This window comes from Streptomyces sp. DI166, assembly GCF_900091315.1.
GTDB classification, from domain to species: Bacteria; Actinomycetota; Actinomycetes; order Streptomycetales; family Streptomycetaceae; genus Streptomyces; species Streptomyces fuscus.
The window spans coordinates 74,296-92,083 of sequence record NZ_FLSP01000027.1 but is presented as its reverse complement, the minus strand read 5'-3'; the positions used below and the strand labels follow the sequence as shown (position 1 = coordinate 92,083).

General features: G+C 71.9%; 17 protein-coding genes and 1 tRNA gene. 13 read left to right on the top strand and 5 right to left on the bottom strand.

What is annotated here, in order from left to right:
- From GA0115233_RS15960 to GA0115233_RS15940, 5 genes are all read left to right on the top strand, one after another.
- On the top strand, positions 1-1,576 hold a 1,576-nt coding region (locus GA0115233_RS15960; RefSeq protein ID WP_093720879.1), incomplete at its 5' end, for a hypothetical protein.
- A complete protein-coding gene (locus GA0115233_RS15955) occupies positions 1,573-2,907 on the top strand; it encodes an AAA domain-containing protein (RefSeq protein ID WP_093720878.1) in 1,335 nt (444 codons plus the stop codon). The genes GA0115233_RS15960 and GA0115233_RS15955, both read left to right, overlap by 4 nt.
- A gap of 98 nt (positions 2,908-3,005) precedes the next feature.
- The gene (locus GA0115233_RS15950) at positions 3,006-3,374 is read left to right on the top strand and encodes a hypothetical protein (protein WP_093720877.1); all 369 of its coding nucleotides are present in this window, start codon (positions 3,006-3,008) and stop codon (positions 3,372-3,374) included.
- Positions 3,375-3,515: 141 nt separating this feature from the next.
- Entirely contained in the window at positions 3,516-4,085 is a 570-nt protein-coding gene (locus GA0115233_RS15945) for a bifunctional DNA primase/polymerase (RefSeq protein WP_093720876.1), read from the top strand.
- Positions 4,076-4,149 (top strand) — tRNA-Lys (locus tag GA0115233_RS15940). Before GA0115233_RS15945 ends, GA0115233_RS15940 begins: the two co-directional genes overlap by 10 nt.
- Before the next feature lie 241 nt (positions 4,150-4,390).
- Here the strand turns inward: GA0115233_RS15940 and GA0115233_RS15935 are convergent.
- Positions 4,391-5,746, bottom strand: a complete 1,356-nt coding sequence (locus GA0115233_RS15935; RefSeq protein WP_255310211.1) for a M6 family metalloprotease domain-containing protein — start codon at positions 5,744-5,746, stop codon at positions 4,391-4,393.
- Positions 5,747-6,130: 384 nt separating this feature from the next.
- Between GA0115233_RS15935 and GA0115233_RS15930 the strand changes: the two genes are divergently transcribed.
- Positions 6,131-7,954: a putative bifunctional diguanylate cyclase/phosphodiesterase gene (locus GA0115233_RS15930; RefSeq protein WP_093720874.1), complete on the top strand. Its 1,824-nt coding sequence runs from the start codon at positions 6,131-6,133 to the stop codon at positions 7,952-7,954.
- A gap of 95 nt (positions 7,955-8,049) precedes the next feature.
- On the opposite strand, the gene GA0115233_RS15925 is transcribed toward GA0115233_RS15930, so the two are convergent.
- From GA0115233_RS15925 to GA0115233_RS15915, 3 genes are all read right to left on the bottom strand, one after another.
- Positions 8,050-9,141, bottom strand: coding sequence for an LLM class flavin-dependent oxidoreductase (locus GA0115233_RS15925; protein ID WP_093720873.1), 1,092 nt, complete (start codon positions 9,139-9,141; stop codon positions 8,050-8,052).
- Between the two features lie 95 nt (positions 9,142-9,236).
- A complete protein-coding gene (locus tag GA0115233_RS15920; RefSeq protein WP_093720872.1) occupies positions 9,237-9,968 on the bottom strand; it encodes a maleate cis-trans isomerase family protein in 732 nt (243 codons plus the stop codon).
- Entirely contained in the window at positions 9,965-10,753 is a 789-nt protein-coding gene (locus GA0115233_RS15915) for a maleate cis-trans isomerase family protein (protein ID WP_093720871.1), read from the bottom strand. Before GA0115233_RS15915 ends, GA0115233_RS15920 begins: the two co-directional genes overlap by 4 nt.
- Before the next feature lie 134 nt (positions 10,754-10,887).
- On the opposite strand from GA0115233_RS15915, the gene GA0115233_RS15910 reads away from it, so the two are divergent.
- Together GA0115233_RS15910 and GA0115233_RS15905 are read left to right on the top strand one after the other, a co-directional pair.
- Positions 10,888-11,835: a D-2-hydroxyacid dehydrogenase gene (locus GA0115233_RS15910; RefSeq protein ID WP_093720870.1), complete on the top strand. Its 948-nt coding sequence runs from the start codon at positions 10,888-10,890 to the stop codon at positions 11,833-11,835.
- Positions 11,836-11,857: 22 nt separating this feature from the next.
- Positions 11,858-13,234 carry an amidase gene (locus GA0115233_RS15905; RefSeq protein WP_093720869.1) on the top strand — a complete coding sequence of 459 codons (1,377 nt, stop codon included), beginning with the start codon at positions 11,858-11,860 and terminating at the stop codon, positions 13,232-13,234.
- On the opposite strand, the gene GA0115233_RS15900 is transcribed toward GA0115233_RS15905, so the two are convergent.
- Positions 13,215-13,709 carry a DUF3830 family protein gene (locus GA0115233_RS15900; protein WP_176711798.1) on the bottom strand — a complete coding sequence of 165 codons (495 nt, stop codon included), beginning with the start codon at positions 13,707-13,709 and terminating at the stop codon, positions 13,215-13,217. The two genes, GA0115233_RS15905 and GA0115233_RS15900, sit on opposite strands and share 20 nt — an antisense overlap.
- Before the next feature lie 47 nt (positions 13,710-13,756).
- On the opposite strand from GA0115233_RS15900, the gene ehuB reads away from it, so the two are divergent.
- From ehuB to GA0115233_RS15875, 5 genes are all read left to right on the top strand, one after another.
- Positions 13,757-14,671 (top strand): ectoine/hydroxyectoine ABC transporter substrate-binding protein EhuB, encoded by a 915-nt coding sequence (ehuB, locus tag GA0115233_RS15895; protein WP_176711797.1) that lies wholly within the window; start codon positions 13,757-13,759, stop codon positions 14,669-14,671.
- Positions 14,668-15,366, top strand: coding sequence for an ectoine/hydroxyectoine ABC transporter permease subunit EhuC (ehuC, locus tag GA0115233_RS15890; RefSeq protein ID WP_093720867.1), 699 nt, complete (start codon positions 14,668-14,670; stop codon positions 15,364-15,366). The genes ehuB and ehuC overlap by 4 nt, the downstream gene beginning before the upstream one ends.
- Positions 15,363-16,013: an ectoine/hydroxyectoine ABC transporter permease subunit EhuD gene (ehuD, locus tag GA0115233_RS15885; RefSeq protein WP_093720866.1), complete on the top strand. Its 651-nt coding sequence runs from the start codon at positions 15,363-15,365 to the stop codon at positions 16,011-16,013. Before ehuC ends, ehuD begins: the two co-directional genes overlap by 4 nt.
- A gap of 19 nt (positions 16,014-16,032) precedes the next feature.
- Positions 16,033-16,797, top strand: a complete 765-nt coding sequence (ehuA, locus tag GA0115233_RS15880; RefSeq protein WP_093720886.1) for an ectoine/hydroxyectoine ABC transporter ATP-binding protein EhuA — start codon at positions 16,033-16,035, stop codon at positions 16,795-16,797.
- Positions 16,798-16,946: 149 nt separating this feature from the next.
- Positions 16,947-17,705 carry an IclR family transcriptional regulator gene (locus GA0115233_RS15875; protein ID WP_093720865.1) on the top strand — a complete coding sequence of 253 codons (759 nt, stop codon included), beginning with the start codon at positions 16,947-16,949 and terminating at the stop codon, positions 17,703-17,705.
- The last annotated feature ends 83 nt before the right edge of the window (positions 17,706-17,788 follow it).

The window sequence follows — 17,788 nt, the reverse complement described above, 5'->3', positions numbered from 1 at the left end:
CCTCGCCCGGCTGGAAGCCGTCCACGCCGGGCGTGCGCAGCCCGCGGCCACCGTGCGCCACCGGCACCTGTCCGCACGGCCGCTGGTGTTCGTGCCGCTCACCACCGCCGGTGAGACCGGGGCGCCGCTGGGGGCGCTGGTCGGGACCGACCGGGACGCGCCGCGGCTGCTGGTGGTGCCGCAGCCGCGCGACCGTGACCTGCGGTTCCAGTTCCTGGCCGACCTCGCGGACGTGGTGCTGCCGTACATCGAGGGGTACACCGAGGTCGTCGAGGCGGCCGAGCGCACCGACACCGACCCGGAGACCGGCAAGCGGGTCAAGGTCGAGGTCGACCTGTGCGCGGACGCCGCCCAGCTGATCGTGCCGAGCCGCGCGGGCCTGGAGTACGTACGCCTGCTCGGCCGCTCCATGCGCTTCCGCCGTACGGCGGAACAGGACCCGGACACCCCCTACCCGGCCCCACCGAGAGTGCCGCTGCTGGGCCGCTGGCTGACCCACTACGGCGAACGCTCCCGCGTGCCCGGCTCCTCGCTGCTGCTGGCCATGACCGACGTACTGTCCCGGCACTGGGCGACCGGCCAGTCCACGCTGGAGGACCAGCACCTGGGCGCGCTGCTCGCCTGGATCGCCCCGCCCGAGGGCGAGACCGGCGCCGAGGCCGCCCTGCGCCGGGAACTGACCCGCGACGAGCGCGGCCAACTGCTGTGGCCGCCCGCCGGACCGGCCACCGACCCGGCGTTCGACAACAAGCTGCTCGCCCCCGCCCTGGAGCGCTACGACCGGGCGCGCACCGCGCTGGCCGCCGCCGAGGACGGCCTGGAGGCGGACACCCGGCTCGGCATCCTCACCGCCGCCGAGCAGGAGATCCGCGCGCTGGTCGAGGCGTGCACCCGGCCCACCTGGGACGCGGTGTGGCAGGGCCTGGACCTGCTGCGCGCGCACCTGCCCGAGGAGGGCGCGCACGTCGAGGAGCGCTGGACGCGCGACCGCTGGTCGTTCACCGCCCACCGGGACCGGATCACCGCGGGCGAGCCCCCGCAGCCGCGCCGCGACGACGCGGTGACCGCGGCGAACAAGCTGGCCTCGCGCGAGCGCGAACAGGCCCGCCTGGACGCGCAGGAGGCGCTGGACGACCCGCTGGTCATGGCGGCGCGGCGGCTGTCCGGGGAGGCGTTCGCGGGCGAGGTCACGGACGTGGTGATGGCGTACAGCGAGGGCAAGCGGCCGAGCCCGCGCCCGCTGGTGACGGTCCGCACCGACGACACCCCGCAGCTCGCCGAGCGGGTGAAGGTGTACCGCGCGCTGGGCGGCAAGCCGCAGTCCGCGGAGTTCGTCGAGGCGGACGGCGACCAGCTGACGCTGCGGATCCTGGACAAGATGGGCCGCGGCAAGGAGCCCGAGCCGGGTTCCGTGCCGGAGAAGGGCGACCGGCTCTGTTTCACGCTGTTCGAGCACGACCAGCGCGGCGGGCCGAAGCTGCCGGACCCGGAGCAGACGCCGTGGACGCACGGCGGGCCGCCCGGTGAGGCCGTACCCGAACCCGCCGACCGGCCCACCGAGGAGGACATCCTGTGACCGCCGTGTTCGACCCGGGCGCGGCAGCCGCGCGGGCCACCGACGCGATCCTCGCGGACACCCTGCACAGCACCCACCGCGGTGTGGTGGTCGACTCCCCGCCCGGCGCCGGGAAGTCCACGCTGGTGGTGCGCGCGGCGCTGGAGCTGGCCGACGCGGGCCGCCCGCTGATGGTGGTGGCGCAGACCAACGCGCAGGTCGACGACCTGGTGATCCGCCTCGCCGAGAAGAACCCCGACCTGCCGGTGGGCCGCCTGCACAGCAGCGACTCCGACCCGTACGACAAGGCGCTGGACAACCTGCCGAACGTACGGAAGTCGGCGAAGGTCGCCGACCTCACCGGGCTGCCCGTGACCATCTCCACGGCCGCGAAGTGGGCGCATGTGAAGGTCGACGAGCCGTGGCGGCACGCGATCGTGGACGAGGCGTACCAGATGCGCTCGGACGCGCTGCTGGCCGTGGCCGGGCTGTTCGAGCGGGCGCTGTTCGTGGGCGATCCCGGCCAGCTGGACCCGTTCTCGATCGTGGGCGGCGACCAGTGGGCGGGCCTGTCCTACGACCCGTCGGCGTCCGCCGTGACCACCCTCCTGGCCCACAACCCGGAACTGCCCCAGCACCGCCTGCCGGTGTCCTGGCGGCTCCCGGCATCGGCGGCGCCCCTGGTCTCGGACGCCTTCTACCCGTACACGCCCTTCCGCAGCGGCACCGGCCACGGCGACCGCCGCCTCACCTTCGCCGTCCCGTCCGACGGCTCCGGCCCCGACCGGGTCATCGACGAGGCGGCCGAGGCCGGCTGGGGCCTGCTGGAACTGCCCGCGAGGCTGACCCCGCGCACGGACCCGGAGGCGGTGGGGGCCGTGGCCGCGGTGGTACGCCGGCTGCTGGACCGGGGCGGCGCGGCCACGTCGGAGCGCTCACCGGACCCCGTCCCGCTGACCGCCGACCGGATCGCGGTCGGCACCGCGCACCGGGACCAGGCGGCGGCGGTCCGCGCGGCGCTGGAAGCCGTGGGCGTGCGGGACGTCACGGTGGACACGGCGAACCGTCTCCAGGGCCGCGAGTACGACGTCACGGTCGTCCTGCACCCGCTCTCCGGCCGTCCCGACGCCACCGCCTTCCACCTGGAGACGGGCCGCCTGTGCGTCCTCGCCTCCCGCCACCGCCACGCCTGCATCATGATCTGCCGAGCGGGCGTGACGGACCTCCTGGACGACTACCCGTCCACGGAACCGGTCCAGCTCGGAACGGTGGTGAAGTTCCCGGACGGCTGGGAGGCCAACCACGCGGTGCTGGCGCGGCTGGGGGAGCACCGGGTGGCGTGGAAGCCCTGAGCGCTGACCTGCGGTTCGAGGCCCTCTTGCGTGGGCGCGGGACAATGGACGGTGGCCCGCTTTCCCAGGGGGTCGCCCTTACGTACGAAGGAGAAGACATGGCGGAGCCCACGCCGCGTCGGAACGAACCGCGGCTACGCCCCGCGCCCCTGCTCTTCGAGCCCACTCAGGCGGCGGCCGACCCGGAGCACTTCTTCGACCTGGAGTCCATCGAGGACCCGCGGGCGCTGCTGTCCAGGGCCACCGAGCTGACGCTGGCGTTCCGCGCGGCGGCCGACCGCGCCGTGGAGTTCCAGGCCATCGCGGCGGCCCAGCTCGCCGACCCGCGCCGGTTCGACCGGCTCACCACGGCGGACATCGCCGAGCGGGCGGAGTGGACCGAGGACTACGCCAAGAAGATGGTCGAGTTCGGCAGAGACCTGCTGCGGGGAGCGGTCGAGGGCCGGGAGCACGTCGACCCCGTGTAGGGCCGCAGGAGCCGGGGAACCGCCGTCGCGGCATATGCCAGGTGGGCAAGAGGCGGGCAAGATACTCCCCCGCCCGCGCTCCTGTCCCGGTTTCCGACAACCCTCGGAAACCGACCGCTCACGATCGGTACACCTACTGACATGAGCAGTTGCCTCGACGCCGCGGGCGTCACCCCGGACGGAGCCGCCTGGCTGGCCTCGGCAGGAACGTATCCGCGCACCACCCTGGCGCTCTGGGAGGAACAGCCCGGCGCCCCCGTCGTGCTGCCCTGCGGCTCGGTCTTCGACGTGGTCAACGCACCCTCGATGTTCGGACGCCGGATACTCGACCGGCTCTGGGACGAGGGGCCGGGCTCCGGGCCGGTGGCGGTCTTCCGGGGCCGCATGCTGCTGTTCGCCGCGCCGGGCACGGCCCAGCGGCTGCCGTCGCTGCTGGGCTGGGAGGAGTTCGGCCGCACCGAGCACATCCCGCCACTGCTGTGCCACGGCAACGGCGACGCGGTGACCGTCCCGGCGCCGGGCGGCGCCCCCGAGTCCGCGCCGGCGGGCGCCCGCTGGCTGGTGGCCCCGGACACCCGCCACCCGTGGCTGCCGGGCCCCGAGATCCTGCTCTGGGCGGCCGTCCGGGCGGCCCGCGCGGCCGTGCGGATATCGATTTTTCCTCCCGCCGACCAGGATGCTAAGGTCTACGACGTCAGCAGGCGCCGCTAGCTCAGTTGGTTAGAGCAGCTGACTCTTAATCAGCGGGTCCGGGGTTCGAGTCCCTGGCGGCGCACAGACAACGAAAGGCCCTCCGCAAGCGCGGGGGGCCTTTCGCCATACGGGCAACCGGTCCTCGACGCCACCGGCCCGGCCGGGGGTCCGGGGGTTGCCCCCGGATGATCCAGCATCAGCGGGTCCGGGGTTCGAGTCCCTGGCGGCGCACAGACAACGAGGGGCCTCTCGCGATGGCGAGAGGCCCCTCGTGCGTGTCCGAAAACCGCCGCTGCCCCCAGTGCGGCGTCCCCCAACACGACCTACCCGGTAACAATCCGCACCGTCCAAGCCCCCGCCCCCGTCCTCCCCTCGACCTCCACCCGGACGTTCTCGCCGGGGATCGTGAAGGTTTCTCCCAAGGACACCGGCGCGTCTGCCAGCGGTGGATAGACCGAGTTCTCCCAGCACGCCTCCGTGCGCGGGTGGGCGTCGATGACCTCGACCGGGCCGCGGCCCGACTCCGCCGCGCTGCTGACGCGGTAGACGAGGATGCCGTCCCGGCACGCCTCCGTGTCGTTGCCGACGCGGCCGCGCGCCTCGAAGGCGAGGGCGCTGTCGGCGCCGGTGCGGACCACTGCCAGCTTGGTGCCGCCGCCGAGGCCGAAGGCAGGGGCCCCGGCGGCGCCCGCGACGCCGGCCAGTACCGCGCCCGGCCCGGCGCCGAGCGGTTCCAGGGTCAGCCGCGCGCCGCCCCGCTCCTGCACGCAGTGCACCTGGTCCGGGTCCAGCCAGCCGAGCTTCCACTTGTGCCAGGCGAACAGGTCCGGCGCCAGCCCGAACTGGCTGCCCATCAGGTCCCAGTCCCCGACGTAGGTGTCCCAGTCCCCCTTGCCGTCCAGCGGCCGGTGGTAGAGGTCCGGCAGGTCGAAGACGTGCCCCGTCTCGTGCGCGAGCACCAGCCGGTCCGGCGGATGCTGCTCGAAGACCGTGACCACCCGCCGGATCGAGGTGCCGTCGGCGCGCAGCGGAGTCTCCAGGTTGACGACCTTCGTGGCGTCGGAGTCCACCCCGGGCGCGTCTGGATCGGCGACGAAGTACACGATGTCGTAGCGCGAGAAGTCCACCCGGGGGTCGGTCACCGCGAGGGCGTCGCGGAGGTAGGCGGCGCGGTCCGCCGCGCGCCAGTCGCGCTGTATGGCGTACGCCGTGGAGGGGCGCGGCATCCGGATCCACGTCCGCAGCGGATGCGCCCGCAGGGAGAACCGTCCGTAGGAGGCCCGTTCGAAGAAGCGGCCGGTGGCCGGGAAGTGGTCGGCGGTCAGCTCGGCGGGGCTGGTCAGCGGGACGGAGTCGGGGAAGGACAGGAACACCATGACCGCGTTCAGCGAGGTGTCCGGGCGCGGGTAGGCGGCGTTCCAGGTGTCCAGGCCCTCCGAGTGGTGGGCGTCGGTGCGTTTGAGGGCGCAGGGCGCCGCCGCGAACGGCTCGGCTACCGAGGGCGCGGAGAGCAGGGAGGTCGCCGCGAGCGCGGACATGGTGGTGAACAGGGCCGCGGTGGTGCGCAGTCGGGGCCGCTCGCGCAGCCGGTCGCCGATCCCCCGGAACGTCGCACGGGTGAGTTCCCTGAGCGGGAGCTGACGCGGCACGTGGACCTCCGGGAGCGGTTCGCGGGACACCGCACCCAGCCTTGTGGAGATTGTCGTACTACGCCCTGTTTGTCTGCACCGGACGGGTGAGAGGGGGCAGGAGAGGCGCATCCGTGACGTGCGCGATCCGCGCGCGACACCCCCGAAACGCTCACGGACCGTCACAAGTGGTCGAGGGGGCGCTGAACCCGTCCAGTGGCGGGCAGAAACGAATTGTCAGATCGACGGCCCGGTCCAGGACACTGGAGAGTGGCTGGAAGGCCCCGAACCCAGCCTCTATGATCGGCACACTTTCCTGACCTTTCCTGTACTGTCTGATCCCTTTCCTGCACGGTCCGGCCCGGCGGCCGTCAGGTCGGTCGGCCAACTCCGACGAGACCCATCCGAAGATCGAGTGCACTGCGGGAGCGAGCGGTGAGCGGAACGTCCGAAGGGCCGGCGCCCGCGGCAGACCTCATCGGGCCGGTCGTCACAGAGAGTTACGAAGAAGCGTCCTCCGAGTCCACCCCCTTCCGGTCCGCCTTCGACGCCTCGCCCCTGGCGATGGCCGTCGTCGACCGGGAGGGCCTGGTCACCGGCGCCAACCCCGCCCTCGGCGCGCTGCTCGGCAGCTCGCCGAAGGAGCTGACCGGGGCGGTCGCCGCGGATCTGGTGGACCTGACCTCGGACGCCCGCACCTGGCACGCCTACCGCGAGGTGCTGCGCGGACGGCAGGCCCGGCTGCGCTGCACCCGCCGGCTCAAGCACCCCGACGGGCACTGCCTTTGGGCGCAGGTCTCCATCGCCCCGCTGCCCGCCGCGCAGCGCGGCGGGGTACTGATGTCGGTCGCCGACATCAGCGCCCGGCGTGAACTCCAGGCCCAGCTACGGCACTTGCAGAACCACGACCCGGTGACCCGGCTGCCCAACCGCACCCTGTTCTTCGAGCGGCTGTCGGCCGCGCTGGAGGCGGAGTCGTACGAGGAGGGCACCGGGCGGATCGGGCTGTGCTACCTGGACCTCGACGGCTTCAAGGCCATCAACGACACACTCGGGCACCGGGTCGGCGACCGGCTGCTGGCGGCGGTCGCGGAACGGCTGACGCGGTGCGCGGACGAGGCCGGGTACGCCCGGGCCGGCACCCCGCTGGTGGCCCGGCTCGGCGGTGACGAATTCGCGCTGCTGGTCGAGGACTCCACCGGCACCGAGCAGCTCGCGGACCTCGCCGAGTCCGTACTGGCCGCGCTCCGCGCGCCGTTCGACATCTCCGGACGCCGGCTGTCGGTGTCCGCCTCGATCGGCGTGGTCGAGCGGCACGCGGCCGGGACCGGACCCACCGCGCTGATGCAGGCCGCCGACACCACGCTGTACTGGGCGAAGGCCGACGGCAAGGACCGCTGGACCCTCTTCGACCCCGAGCGCAACGCGCACCGCATGACCCGCCAGGCCCTGGCCTCCACCCTCCGGCCCGCCATCGACCGCGGGGAGTTCGTGCTGGAGTACCAGCCGCTGGTGTGCATGGAGGACGGGCGGCTGCGCGGCGTGGAGGCGCTCATCCGGTGGAATCATCCGCAGTTCGGACTGCTGACGCCGAATCGGTTCATCGGACTGGCGGAGGAGGACGGCTCGATCGTGCCGCTCGGCCGCTGGGCGCTGACCACCGCCTGCCGCCAGGCCCGTGACTGGCAGCTCGCCCATCCGGACGAGCCTCCGATCTTCGTCAGCGTCAATGTGGCGGTCCGCCAGGTCTGGGACTCCGACCTGGTCGCGGACGTGGCGCAGACCCTCGCCGAGACCGGACTCGCCCCGCATCTCCTCCAGTTGGAGCTGACCGAGTCCGCCGTGATGGGCTCCGGCGGCCGCCCCCAGCAGGCCCTGCAGGCGCTCAGCGACATGGGCGTGCGCATCGCCATCGACGACTTCGGCACCGGCTACTCCAACCTGGCCTACCTCAGCCGCCTCCCGGTCTCCGTACTGAAACTGGACGGGTCCTTCGTCAAGGGCTTCCAGTACGACGGCGAGGGCATCGCGCCCAATCCGGCCGACGAGGTGGTGGTCGAGGCGATGATCCAGCTCGCGCACCGGCTCGGGCTCACCGTGACCGCGGAGTGCGTGGAGACCTCGGCGCAGGCGTCCCGGCTGCGGCGGATCGGCTGCGACACCGGCCAGGGGTGGCTGTACTCCCGGCCGGTGACGGCGGATCGTATCTCCGAGCTGCTGCGCACGCCGGGGGTTCAGGCGGTCGCGGGCAACCCGTAGGCGCCGGCTTCGGGTTCAGGCGGTCGCGGGCAACCCGTAGGCGCCGGCTTCGGGTTCAGGCCAATGCGCGCAATCCTCAGGCGTCGGCCCGGTGTTCAGGCCGACGCGGGCAATTCGTAGGCGTCGGCGATGAGTTCGTACGAGCGCAGGCGCAGTTCGCCGCTGTGGGCGTGGCTGGTGAGCATCAACTCGTCGGCGCCGGTGCGCTTGTGGAGCTCGTCGAGTCCGGCGCGGACCTCCTCGGCGGTGCCGTGCACGATGTTGGCGCCCCAGGAGGCGATGAACTCCTCCTCCATGGCGCTGAACCGGTGCGCCTCGGCCTCCTCGGGGGTGGGGAAGAGCCCGGGGCGGCCGGTGCGCAGCCGGACCATGTTCAGGCCGGTGGCCCGTACCTGCCGCGCGGCCTCCTTCTCGTCGTCGGTGGCGAGCGCGGAGACGCCGATGAGGGCGTAGGGCTCGGCCAGCACCTCCGAGGGCCGGAAGGACTCCCGGTACAGCTCCAGCGCGGGAATGGTGTTGTGCGCGGAGAAGTGGTGCGCGAAGGCGAAGGGCAGGCCGAGCGTCCCGGCCAGGCGCGCGCTGAACCCGGAGGAGCCGAGCAGCCAGACCGGCGGGCGGTGCGGTGACTGCACCCCGCCGGGCGCGGTCGCCTGGACCGGGCCGGGGACGGCGTGGATCCGCCGGTAGGGGTGGCCGTCGGGGAAGTCGTCGTCGAGGAACCGGGTCAGCTCGGCGAGCTGCTGCGGGAAGTCGTCGGCGCCCTCGTTCAGCCGGTCGGTGCGGCGCAGGGCGGCGGCGGTGGCCCCGTCGGTGCCCGGCGCCCGGCCGAGGCCGAGGTCGATCCGGCCCGGGGCGAGCGCCTCCAGGGTGCCGAACTGCTCGGCGATGACCAGCGGGGCGTGGTTGGGCAGCATGACGCCGCCGGAGCCGAGGCGGATGCGCTCGGTGTGGGCGGCGAGGTGGGCGAGGATCACGGCCGGTGAGGAGGAGGCCACACCGGGCATGGAGTGGTGCTCGGCGACCCAGTACCGGTGGAAGCCGCGGGCCTCGGTGAACCGGGCCAGCGCGACGCTGGTGCGCAGGGCGTCGCTCGCGGTGCTGCCCGAGCCGACGGTGACCAGATCGAGTACGGAGAGCGGGACGGGGGCGGTGCCGTGTGCCGCGCCCCGGATCTCATCTGCCGCCATCGGTGCCTGCCTCCTGCTGGTGTGCCGTACGCCTGTCCGACCGGCGATAACAGGAGGGTGTCTCCGGTTTATTCCCGGAGGCCCGTGCGAACCGCTCAGACCTGCACGATCGGCTCCCTGGTGAACAGGGTCCCCAGCGACGGGGCGTTCACCCTGCGGTCCGTCAGGCGCAGGGCCTCCCAGACGGTGACCTGGTTGGCGGTGAGGACCGGTTTCGACAGCTCCTTCTCCAGGGCGGGGAGCAGGGCCGCCGTGTGCAGGGCGGTGTCCGGAAGGAGGACGGCCTCGGCCGACTCGCGGTCCGCGCGGCGGGCCAGGGCCAGTACGTCCTCCTCGGTCCAGCGGCCGACCTCCGCCGCCATGACGATCCCGGCGCCCTCGACCGAGAGGACGTCCAGGCCGCCCCTGCGCAGGAAGTCGGCGAACAGCTCCGCCACGTCGTCGGGGTAGGTCGCGCCCACCGCCACCCGGCGCACCCCCAGCTCGGCCGCCGCGTGCACGAAGGCGAAGGAGGTGGAGGAGGCCGGCATGCCCGCCGTGAGCGCCAGTGTGCGCACCTGCTCGTGGGCGCCCTCCCAGCCGTGCACGAAGCCGCCGCTGGTGCAGGCCCACACCACGGCCTCGGCGCCGGCCAGCCTGAGCTGCTCCACCCCGGCCGCCAGGCGCTCGGGGGTGCCCAGCTCCTTCAGCGCGTCGACCCGGTGCGCGTCCTCACCGACCTCCGTGTGCACCAGGTCCACCCGGATGTCGCTGCCCAGGAGCTGCTCGATGCGTGGATAGTCGTCCTCGGCGGAGTGGCCCGGGTAGAGGAATCCGAGTGCCGTCATGTCGAACCTTCCTGCTGCTGTTCCACGTCCGGAAGTGCGGGGCCGCTGCGGGCCGCCGGGTCGGTCAGCGACTGGTACGGCCCCACCGCTCGGGTACCCAGCCGCCGCAGCGCCGCCCACATCGTCACCTGGTTGGCCGAGATCACCGGTATGCGCAGTTCCGCCTCCAGTTGCGGGATCACGTCGTACGTCGGCAGGTTGGTGCAGCTGATGAACAGACAGTCCGTGCCGCGGCGCACCGCCCTGCGCGCCATGTCCACCACATCGCGGTACGGCACTTTCCATATGTGCCGCGTCAGCCCCATGAACGCACACCCCGTCACCCTGACGCCCGCCTCGGCCACGTACTCCTCAAGCGAGCGGGTCACCGAGACCGTGTACGGCGTCACCAGTGCCACCCGGCGCGCCCCGAGGGCGGTCAGCGCCTCCAGCAGCGCCCCGGAGGTGGTCACCGCGGGCACCGCGCCCGCCCGGGTCATCGCCGCGCACATGGCCCGCTCGCCCGCGATGCCGCCGACGAAGCTGCCGGAGGTGCAGGCGTAGGCGACCACCTCGGGGCTGACCGCGATCAGCGCGCGGACGCCCTCGGTGAGGGTCTCGTGCTCGCTCACCAGCCGGGCCAGGTCCAGGCTCACCTCGACCGGGACGTACGGCGTGCGCGTCAGGTGCAGCGACACCTCGTCCGGCACCCAGCGCCACAGCTCCCGGTCCAGGGCGAAGTCGAAGGGGGCGACCACTCCGACACCGCGCTGCGGCCGGGGTCCGCCGAGGAAGGACACGTCCATCGCAGGCACCGCCCTCACCGAGGAATTGTGGGAACCGCGGACGGTGCAGGCGTCCGTGTTGACGAAGGTAGATTCGGGTGCGAGCGTGGTCAATCCGCGCATGTCAGACGCCCGCTCCCGACCGAAGGAACGGCATGACCACGCCCACCCTGCTCGTCCTGGACGCCGAGCCCCTCCCCCGGCTCGGGAAACTCACCGGCCGGGCGCGGATCGAGCACACGGACGAGGCGTCGCTCGCGGAGAAACTCCCCCGTGCCGATGTCCTGCTGGTGTGGGACTTCACCTCGCGGGCGGTACGGGACGCCTGGCCCGGTGAGGGGCCCCGGCCGCGCTGGGTGCACACCGCGAGCGCCGGTGTCGACCATCTGATGTGCCCCGAACTCACCGCCTCCGACACCGTCGTCACCAACGCGCGCGGTGTCTTCGACGAGCCGATCGCCGAGTACGTCGCCGCCCTGGTGCTGGCGATGGCGAAGGACCTGCCGCGCACCCTGGAGTTCCAGGGGCAGCGGACCTGGCGGCACCGCGAGTCGCGGCGGCTGAAGGGCACGCGCGCGTGCGTGGTCGGTTCCGGGCCGATCGGGCGGGCGATCGTCGCCACGCTGAAGGCGCTCGGGGTGATCTGCGCCCTGGTCGGGCGGGTGCCCCGCACCGGTATCCACGGCGCCGAGGACCTGGACCGGCTGATCGCCCGCGCGGACTGGGTCATCGCCGCCGCGCCGCTCACCGAGCAGACGACCGGCATGTTCGACGCCCGCCGGTTCGGAATGATGCAGCCCTCCGCCTGCTTCATCAACGTGGGGCGCGGCGGGCTGGTGGTCGAGGAAGCCCTGGCGGAGGCGCTGTCCAAGCGGTGGATCGCGGGCGCGGCGCTGGACGTCTTCCGGCACGAACCCCTGGGCGCGGACAGCCCGTTGTGGGAGCTGCCGGGGCTGATCGTCTCTCCGCACATGAGCGGCGACACCGTCGGCTGGCGGGACGAACTCAGCGCGCAGTTCGTGGAGTTGTACGAGCGCTGGGAAGCGGGCAGGACTCTGCCGAACGTGGTCGACAAGGAACGCGGATACGTGCCCGGACGCTGAACTTCCCACCGCTGGAGGGCGTATGACCGATCTGACCGGACTGACCGCCGTACAGCTCCTCGACGGCTACCGCACGGGCGCCTTCAGCCCCGTGGAGGCCACGCGCGCGGCGCTGGAGCGGGCCGAGCTGATCCAGCCGGAGGTGAACGCGTTCGTGCGGATCACCGCCGAGCAGGCGCTCCGGCAGGCCCGGGAGTCGGCGGAGCGGTGGCGGCGCGGGGAGCCGGCCGGGCTGCTGGACGGGGTGCCGGTCACCGTGAAGGACATCCTGCTGATGCGCGGGGCGCCCACCCTGAAGGGGTCGAGGACCATCGCGGCCGAGGGCCCCTGGGAGGAGGACGCGCCCTCCGTGGCCCGGCTGCGCGAGCACGGGGCGGTGTTCCTCGGCAAGACCACCACCCCCGAGTTCGGATGGAAGGGCGTCACCGACTCGCCGCTCACCGGGATCACCCGGCATCCGCTGGACCCGACGCGCACGGCGGGCGGCTCCAGCGGCGGCGCCGCCGCGGCGGTGGCCCTCGGCGCGGGCCCGCTGGCGCTCGGCACGGACGGCGGCGGCAGCGTCCGTATCCCGGCCGCGTTCTGCGGGATCTTCGGGCTCAAGCCGACGTACGGAAGGGTGCCGCTGTATCCGGCGAGCGCGTTCGGGACGCTGGCGCACGTCGGGCCGATGACCCGGGACGCCGCCGACGCGGCGCTGATGCTGGACGTCATCGGCGTGCCGGACTCCCGCGACTGGTCCGCCCTCGGACCGGCCGCCGGTTCCTTCACCGGGGCGCTGTCCGGCGGGGTGCGCGGGCTGCGGGTGGCGTACTCGCCCTCCTTCGGCGGCCAGGTGGCGGTACGCCCTGCGGTGGCCTCCGCGGTACGGCGGGCGGTGGAACGGCTCGCGGGACTCGGCGCGTTCGTGGAGGAGACCGACCCCGACCTCACCGACCCGGTGGACGCCTTCCACACCCTGTGGTTCGGCGGTGCCGCCCGCGTCACCCAGCACCTCGGCCCGCACCAGCGGGAACTGCTCGACCCCGGACTGCGCGAGATCCGCGCGCTCGGCGCCCGGTACACCGCCCTGGACTACCTGGCCGCCGTCGACGTCCGCATGGACCTCGGCCGCCGGATGGGCCGCTTCCACGACACCTACGACCTGCTGCTCACGCCCACCCTGCCGATCACGGCCTTCGAGGCGGGCGCCGAGGTGCCCAAGGGCTCCGGGCACCGCCGCTGGACGGGGTGGACGCCCTTCACGTACCCCTTCAACATGACCCAGCAGCCCGCCGCCACCGTCCCCGTGGGCACGGACGGCGACGGGCTTCCGGTGGGGCTTCAGATCGTGGCCGCCCGGCACCGGGACGATCTGGTGCTGCGGGCGGCGCACGCGCTCATGTCCGACGGAAGCTGAGGGTCTCCCCCGCGGCGCCCGAGCGCCACAGGTCGTTGCAGGCCTCCGCCATCCGGTCCAGCCCGTCCACGACCTCGCCCCACACGGTGCCCGGCACCCAGCCGACATCGCCGTTGAGGAGCAGGTTGTTGCGCTCGTAGAACAGGGCCAGGTCGATCAGGGTGGCGCCGGGGCGCACCTCACGGTCGTAGCCGTAGGCCTTGGTGCCCAGTTCGGCGCCCGCGAAGGCGAAGTAGCACAGGTCGCCGGGGATCGGGGTGACGGTCGGGTTCTCCAGGGGCGGCTCCGCGTGGGCGAACGGCGGGAAGAGGGCGTAGATCTCGTTGCGGGCGTATTTGGCGTGGTAGACGTCACTGCCGAGCGGGAGCGCGTCCCAGACGGCGGCGCAGGTCAGCGGGGCGCGGTCGGCGAGCAGCCGCGCCGTGCAGTGGATGTCCCGCTTCACGAGCGAGATCTCAATGAACCGTTCGGTCATGAAATCCAGGGTGCATACATCGCATGGAGTCGGGTAGCCGCGCCGCCATGGCTCCAGCACTGGAACGCAGCAAACACAGAGAACACACGCCCGCCCCCACCCGCCGAACGCTGCTCGCGGGGGTGGCGGCGCTCGGTGCGCTGGGCGCGGCGGGCTGCTCCCGGGTGGCCACCGCCTCCACCGAGGACGGCGGCGACCTGCTGGAACGGCTGCGCGCCGCGGGCGTGGTACGGCTCGGTATCGCGGGCGAGATCCCGTTCGGCTACATCGACAAGGACGGTGAGCTGACCGGTGAGGCGCCCGAGCTGGCGAAGGTCATCTTCAAACGGCTCGGGGTGGACAAGGTGCAGCCGGTGCCGACCGAGTTCGGCTCACTGATCCCGGGTCTGAACTCCCAGCAGTTCGACGTCGTCGCGGCCGGGATGTACGTCAATCCCGAGCGCTGCGAGCAGGTCATCTTCGCCGACCCGGACTACCAGATGCTCGACTCGTTCATCGTGCGCAAGGGCAACCCCAAGGGCCTGCGCAACTACCAGGACGTGGTGGAGAAGAAGGCGAGGTTCGCCACCGGCACCGGGTACGCGGAGATCCAGTACGCGGTCGACGCCGGGTACCCCGAGGGCGACATCCTGATCGTGCCGGACCAGGTCGCCGGGCTGAACGCGGTGGAGGCGGGCCGGGCCGATGTGTTCGCGGGGACCGCGCTGACCACCCGTGAGGTGGTGAAGAAGTCCTCGAAGGCGGAGTCGACCGAGCCGTTCAAGCCGCTGGTGGACGGCGAACCCCATGTGGACGGCGGCGCGTTCGCGTTCCGCCCGACCGAGACCAAGCTGCGGGACGCCTTCAACACCGAGCTGCACAAGCTGAAGAAGAGCGGCGAACTGCTGCGCATTCTCAAGCCGTTCGGGTTCACCGAGGCCGAGATGACCGATCTGACCGCGAAGGAGCTGTGCGGCGGATGACTTCGGGACTGTGGGAACTGGTACTCAAAGGCGTCTGGGTCACCCTCCAACTCCTCGTGTGCAGCGCGCTGCTGGCCGCGGCGGTCTCCTTCGTGGTGGGCGTCGCGCGTACCCACCGGCTGTGGATCGTCCGCTTCCTCGCGGGCTTCTACACCGAGGTGTTCCGCGGTACCTCGGCACTGGTGATGATCTTCTGGGTGTTCTTCGTGCTGCCCCTCGCCTTCGGCTGGCAGCTCGTTCCCCTGTGGGCGGGCACGCTCGCCCTCGGCCTGACCTACGGCGCCTACGGCTCCGAGATCGTGCGCGGCGCGCTGAACGCGGTGGACCCGGCGCAGGCGGAGGGCGGTATCGCGCTCAGCTTCACGCCCTGGCAGCGACTGCGGCTGATCCTGCTGCCGCAGGCGGTGCCGGAGATGATCCCGCCCTTCTCCAACCTGCTGATCGAACTGCTCAAGGGAACCGCGCTGGTGTCGGTGATGGGCATGGGCGACCTCGCCTTCAGCGCCAACCTGGTGCGGCTGGCGCTCCAGGAGAGCGCGGAGATCTACGCGTATGTGCTGGTCATCTACTTCGTGATCGCGTTCGTCCTGACCCGGGGGATGCGCGGCCTTGAGAAGAAACTCAAGGCGGGTGTCGGCAAGCGGCCGGAGCAGAAGATCGTGGTGTCCGAGCCGGTGGGCGGTGGTGTCAAGTGAACTGGGACTGGCAGGCGGTATCCGACTTCATGCCGCAGTTCTGGGACGGACTGCTGGTCACGCTCCAGGCGTTGGTGCTCGGCTCGCTGATCTCCTTCACGCTGGGCCTGGTGTGGGCGCTGCTGATGCGCGTGCCGAGCCGCTGGGTGACCTGGCCGGTGGGGGTGCTCACGGAGTTCGTGCGCAACACCCCGCTCCTCGTCCAACTGGTCTTCCTCTTCTACGTGCTGCCCGAGTGGGGCGTGACCTTCTCCGCCCTGACCACCGGCGTGGTCGGTATCGGGCTGCACTACTCGACGTACACGATGCAGGTCTACCGGGCCGGTATCGAGGCGGTGCCGGTCGGCCAGTGGGAGGCCGCGACGGCGCTGAACCTGCCGCTGCGGCGGACCTGGACCGCGGTGATCCTGCCGCAGGCGATCCGCCGGGTGGTGCCGGCGCTCGGCAACTACGTGATCGCGATGCTCAAGGACACGCCGATGCTGATGGTGATCACCGTGCTCGACATGCTCGGGCAGGCGCGGCTGTTCTCCCAGGAGCACTTCCAGTTCACCGAGCCGCTGACGGTGATCGGCGTGGCCTTCATCGTCATTTCCTATCTGGCCTCCCTTCTTCTGCGAGCCCTGGAGCGACGCCTTGTCCACTGACGTGCAGCACAGCCCCGACATGAACGACCCCGCCCGCAAGAGCGCGAACGGCGAGCTGATCCGGCTGGAGCGGGTCACCAAGCGGTTCGGGGACCACACCGTCCTCGACCATCTCGACTTCTCCGTCGAGGCCGGGAAGCACGTGACGCTGATCGGTCCGTCCGGCTCGGGCAAGACGACGATCCTGCGGCTGCTGATGACCCTGATCAAGCCGGACGAGGGCACGATCACGGTCGACGGGGACCAGTTGTTCCCGGCGCCGGAGAAGCAGGTCCGCGAGGTCCGCAAGAAGATCGGGATGGTCTTCCAGCAGTTCAACCTGTTCCCGAACATGACGGTGCTGAGAAACATCACCGAGGCCCCCGTCACCGTGCTCGGCCTGTCCAAGGACGAGGCCGAGGAGCGGGCCCGTGACCTGCTGGAACTGGTCGGGCTCACCGACCACGTCGACAAGCACCCGGCGCAGCTCTCCGGCGGCCAGCAGCAGCGGGTGGCCATCGCCCGCGCCCTCGCCATGCGCCCGCAGGTACTGCTGCTGGACGAGGTGACCTCGGCGCTGGACCCGGAGCTGGTGGCGGGCGTACTGGACGTGCTGCGGGACATCGCCCGCTCCACCGACATCACGATGCTGTGCGTGACCCACGAGATGAACTTCGCCCGGGACATCTCCGACCAGGTCCTGATGTTCGACTCCGGCCGGGTCATCGAGGCGGGGACGCCGGAAAAGATCTTCAGCGAGCCGGAGCACGACCGGACCCGGGAATTTCTCAGCGCGGTGCTGTGAGGGGTGTCCAGGTCATGGCCGTGTCATATGCCAGAGGGTTATCACCGCAGATGGCGGGGGTGGAAACTTGTCAACAGCCGCTCACTGAAAGCGCTTTGGCGGCTATCGTGGACACGATTGGCTGACCGGAATCCGGCCCAGGGGGAACCGTGGCGCTGAAGCACGAGCCGACCGCGCCGTACCACTCGGCCCAGGACGCGCTGCGCGTCCTGGAAACCGTGGCGCGGCACACCACCGGAATCAACGACACCGAGCTCGCCCGGCACACCGCCCTCAACCCGGAGCGCCTGACCAGCCTCCTGAGGATGCTGCGCCGCGAGGGATACGTCGAGCAGGTCGCCGACGGCGGCTATGTCACCGGCGAGGCACTGACCCGCCTGGGCTCCGCCCGGGACCGCGAGGAGGCACTGCGCGAAAAGCTCCAGCGCACCCTGAACCGGCTGCGCGACTCGGTCGGCGCGGCGGTGTACATCAGCCGCTACGTCGACGGTGAGGTGAAGGTCACACAGTACGCGGACAGCCCGGCCACGCCCGCCGTGAACGAGTGGGTGGACTTCCGCTTCTCGGCACACGCGACGGCGGTCGGCAAGAGCCTGCTGACCCAGCTCGACCACAACGGCCGCCGGGACCATCTGTCCCGGCACAAGATGGCGCGGCTCACCTCCCGCACCATCACCAGCGACAAGCTCCTGCTCTCCCGGCTTGAGGCCCAGCCCGCGACGGTGCCGGTCCTCGACCTCCAGGAGTACGCGATCGGCACGGTGTGCGCGGCGGTGCCGATAACCGCGGGCTCCTCCGTGGGCTGCCTGGCGCTGTCCCTCCCGGTCGAACACGCCCACCGCCTCCGCCAGGCGGCGGACACCCTGAACCGCAACGCGGCACCGGTCCTCCTCTCCCTGGCGATCTAGGTCCTCCTCGGTGGTACGGAGCACCCCCGAGGACCAGGTAGTATTTTTCTCGTCGCCAGCCGCGAGACATCGGATCGCAAGGT